Raw genomic sequence first — 3,830 nt, 5'->3', positions numbered from 1 at the left:
GCGACACGCTCACTTTGGCCGGAGAACAAAAAGCTGGAGTCCCTTTGGGTTCCGAACCACGCACTTCATCGCAAGTCGCCGGCAAATCCACCGTCGCCACGCTGTCTTGCCGCGACAGGGCTCGATCGGCGGCCCCCTCAAGCTGAACCGGGATGAACGCCGGGCGTGAGGACGGCGGCAGCGACCTGGTCGCGGTGTGCTTCTTGATCCACTTCCGAAGCAGGTTCGCGTTGACCCCATGTTCGAGTGCAAGCCTCGATACCGAAACCCCAGGCTCAAGGCAGGCCGTGACAAGACGCTCTTTCGATGCCGCCTCGTAGCGCCGGCGACCGTTCCGGCCAACAAGTCTGACCCGCAGTTTCTGATCGTCCGCTGCCATCACAAGGTGTCCACCTATTTTGGTGGACACCTCATGCATCAGAGCACTCAAAAGCAAAAGGTGCGGAGAAATTCGCGCTTACGTTCATTTCACCTGTCCCGGCTGCCGCATCGTCTATTCGGCGATCCAGGAACGCAGCGCAATCCATACGAATACTTCTGGGAGCTTCGATTGCCGGCAATGTGGAATGCTTGTTCACCACTGGGCCGGGCTCTACGACTATAACGAATGGAGAATCGTTTCCCTGCCGACCAAGCAACCCAAGATGAGAAATGAAATACGTGGGTGATCGTCCCTACTCCGACCCTGAGAAAGCCGCCCGCAGGATCATGGAGCACGCCCGGGCATTCGAGCCCGTGCAGGACGGCCGGACCTACATCGAGAAGATCAACTATCCTATGATCTACCAGGACAAAGCGACGCCGGCCGAGTATTGGGCCGGCTTAGAATACGCCAAAGATCAGGGCTGGCTCGAGTACCATGAGAGCGGGACGTTCGTGAGAATGCTTCAGCCGGGCAAAGACCTGTTCGCCTGACCGAGAGCTATTGGCGTTGTGCCTATCGCCTTCGCCGTTCTGACATGACGTACCAATATCCGGTCCCAACCGCAGCGGCCGCGCTGAGCACTCCGACGATTGCGACGATTCCTTCCACCAGTTCCATGGGGACCTCATTATCCCAAAGAAACGGCCCCAGCGAGGCGGGCACGTCGCCGGGGCCTGATCTTCCGTTGGTGTTGTCCAATGCCATGGGGGGTGGCATCTGGACACCCCCGGTAACTGCCTCAGCGCCGGCCTGTTCCAAAAATCCGCCTTGGTTCTCTGACTAGAAACAATCCGCTCAGGCATCGCTTTACGGTTATGCAGCCCGCTACCGAAATTCATCTGGTTCGCGTGACGACCGATGACGGCGAGGTCCAAATCTGGCTCGCTGCGACCTCGCGCGAAGAAGCGGTTGATCGAGTGCTGGACGAAATCCCGGAAGGGTGGGCTGTTAGCCTCATCCAGCGACAGCTTGCCGCCGAGCACATCCCGGCGCTCAATATGGCCGCCGGCGAAGTGCGTAGGCACTTTGTGTCCTAATTCCCGACTGCGAACCTAACTAGGGCAGCACCAGCCTGTGCTAAGCCGACAAGCTGATTTGATCGCAGGTCCACAATGAAAGAGGCCGCCAATTGAGGCGGCCTTACTGCAACTCTCTCAACATGCGGCTCCGATGCTCAAGATGGAGCCTCTGGGCGTCGTAGAAGTTTCCAAGCAGCCTTCTGGCCTCTGTCGCATTGTGGCCGTCTCGATCAAGCTCGGCAACTATGCGTTCCTGCCGATTAACGCGTCGCTCGCCTTCAACGACGTGGCGCTCTGCCATCCTAAGCCTGAAGAGTTGCGTTCTGCAGTCCATGGGACGGCCTGATAAACTAGCGCGCTCAGAGATATTGCGCAGAGCGCGGTCTATGATGACGCGGGCCTGCTCATCACCATTCTCTTCAGCTACCGATGAAGCAGCCTCAAGGTGATGTTCGATCCAGCGCTGAGCAAGGCTTCGCATTCCACAGCCTAACGAATTGCCGATGGGTACCCATGACCGCGCGGTGATGGTCCGTTAACGGATCGACAGATGCGCCGTTCCTGGATCGCGCCGGAACTCCCGTTCTCCCACGGAGAACCCCGGTAACACTTCTCCCCTATAGAGGGAGAACACTTGGCGGACCATAACGATTGCTAAGGCCAGAACATCCGATCAGCGACTCGGCCACGTCCGTTCCTACGCCGCTATAGGAAAGGCTCAGCACGTTTGGGGCAGCGAGCGTCCCAACTAGGACAGTTCCTCGAGTACCACGAATCCGAACCTTCGTGAGGATGCTGCAGCCAGGCGAAGACCTCTTCGCAGAGACAGCGGGGATCCTGCTTGCGAGGTCTACAAACTTGTAGAATCATTCTGACGCCAAATCCCGACGCGGGACTGGCAAGTGGCCCCGACATCGGCCTCCGCAGGCCCCCAAGGTTGTCGGGGCCTCCTATTTCGGTTCGAACGGCCTGTCTGATGCGCACAAAGAGGCCCCAGCGAGGGGTACAAGCTGGGGCCAAGGAAACCACTCAAACCAAGCGGTTGCCCAATTTTTTTCCCGAAAGAAACGGCCTCAGCTATGAAGCTGAGGACAAGTGTAATCTGGGCTCCCGGTGCCGGTAGCGACGCGACACCGAGCAGGGCCACGAGTGCCGCTGCATGGGATTAGTTCCCAACCAAAAAGGCCCCAGCGCTGTCTGCACAAATCGAGCGAGCGAATGCAACGCTCGGGAAACGAGTTGAGGCAATGTCCGAGGGCTCGGGGGCCCACCTAGCAACTAACGGCGAAGCCTTAGCCGCTTTCGCTTCATGCCGCCACGATGTCAGGGACCGCGACGATAGCGGGCCCATAGCGCCAAAACCACTAAGCTCACCATGAACAAAGTTGCTTCATTCATTGGACAAGAACCTCCGTCCGGCGGCCCGCCTATGAACGTTGAGCAAGCTTTGCCGTTCCGGACCTCACTAGGTTCCGTAAACTTCCGGCGCGCACCGACCCATCCACGCCTGAACCAAATCTTACGCACGCTGTGCGGAACGTTCGGTCGTGAAACCTGAGGGACCCTCCCGTGCTCGAAGAGGAAACCTAAGCGGCGCGGTTCGGTTCAAGACCCCCTGGGCGAAGGCCCGATCGGCCCTAAGGCGCTGTCTTGCTCCCTGCCTTGCCTACGGCAAGCCGACGCCCGGCCTGGCCGGGCCGAACCTGCCAAATGTTTCCGAAAGAGGAATTGGCGCTAGTCGCAGCGGCGTTCCCTGCGCGTAACCCGACGGCCATCATCACGTTCGACCGTGACAGCCTCTGTGTGACAGCGCTGTCTTGGGCCGACCGTAACGCCTCCCGGGCCGATGCCAACCGTGGTGTCGCGATCGTAGCGGTCGCGGTCCCTGTAGTCGTGGTCTCTGTAATAGCGATCCTCGCGATCCCGTCCGATCTGGACATCAACGCCTTGCGCCATTTTGACGCCCTCGGCTTTGGCTGGAGTGGCAAGCAATGTGGTTGTTAGCGCCGCTGCGGCGGCCGTCAGGGCAAAACCGATTTTCAGCATATGGATGTCCTCCCTTGAGCATGAGCCGGTGTAACGGGGCGGACACCTGACTGTTCCACGAGGTAAAGCTCAATGATCTTTACTGATCACCATCAACCAAGCGGCGATCATCAATCTGTCCAGCGTGATCGACCGCTACGCCGGAAATTTGATGCTCCTCCAGGGCATCTCCGAATACCCGGTATCAAACGCGAAACGCTCAACGAGCGGGAACATGAAAAATGATCGGCGGAACTAGTGGCTCGTCACAGTGATTTTGACGGTTTGATACCGAGCCAGCTTAGGATCGGCAAGTTCTCTGGCGGCACGAGGATTTCGATGCTTCTGGGGATATCGGCTCG

Annotated in this window: 5 protein-coding genes; 3 read left to right on the top strand and 2 right to left on the bottom strand. The window is 58.7% G+C overall.

Going from position 1 to position 3,830, the window contains the following annotated elements; genetic code table 11:
* Positions 1-379: IS66-like element accessory protein TnpA (gene tnpA, locus ACZBJS_RS42070; protein WP_463440287.1), on the bottom strand; the 379-nt coding region annotated here is incomplete at its 3' end.
* Between the two features lie 272 nt (positions 380-651).
* Between tnpA and ACZBJS_RS42065 the strand changes: the two genes are divergently transcribed.
* The 3 genes from ACZBJS_RS42065 to ACZBJS_RS42055 all read left to right on the top strand — a co-directional run bounded on the left by ACZBJS_RS42065 (position 652) and on the right by ACZBJS_RS42055 (position 1,789).
* Entirely contained in the window at positions 652-915 is a 264-nt protein-coding gene (locus tag ACZBJS_RS42065) for a hypothetical protein (RefSeq protein WP_229193080.1), read from the top strand.
* 324 nt (positions 916-1,239) lie between these two features.
* Positions 1,240-1,461, top strand: coding sequence for a hypothetical protein (locus ACZBJS_RS42060; RefSeq protein ID WP_229193079.1), 222 nt, complete (start codon positions 1,240-1,242; stop codon positions 1,459-1,461).
* A gap of 133 nt (positions 1,462-1,594) precedes the next feature.
* On the top strand, positions 1,595-1,789 hold the full coding sequence (locus tag ACZBJS_RS42055; RefSeq protein ID WP_229193078.1) for a hypothetical protein: 195 nt from the start codon (positions 1,595-1,597) through the stop codon (positions 1,787-1,789).
* A 1,388-nt stretch (positions 1,790-3,177) separates the two neighbouring features.
* Here ACZBJS_RS42055 and ACZBJS_RS42050 read toward each other — a convergent pair.
* The gene (locus ACZBJS_RS42050) at positions 3,178-3,489 is read right to left on the bottom strand and encodes a hypothetical protein (protein WP_463440286.1); all 312 of its coding nucleotides are present in this window, start codon (positions 3,487-3,489) and stop codon (positions 3,178-3,180) included.
* Between the last annotated feature and the right edge of the window lie 341 nt (positions 3,490-3,830).

The sequence above is a fragment of the Bradyrhizobium sp. KZN70725 genome, assembly GCF_055264925.1.
This window is presented reverse-complemented; position numbering and strand designations above follow the sequence as displayed.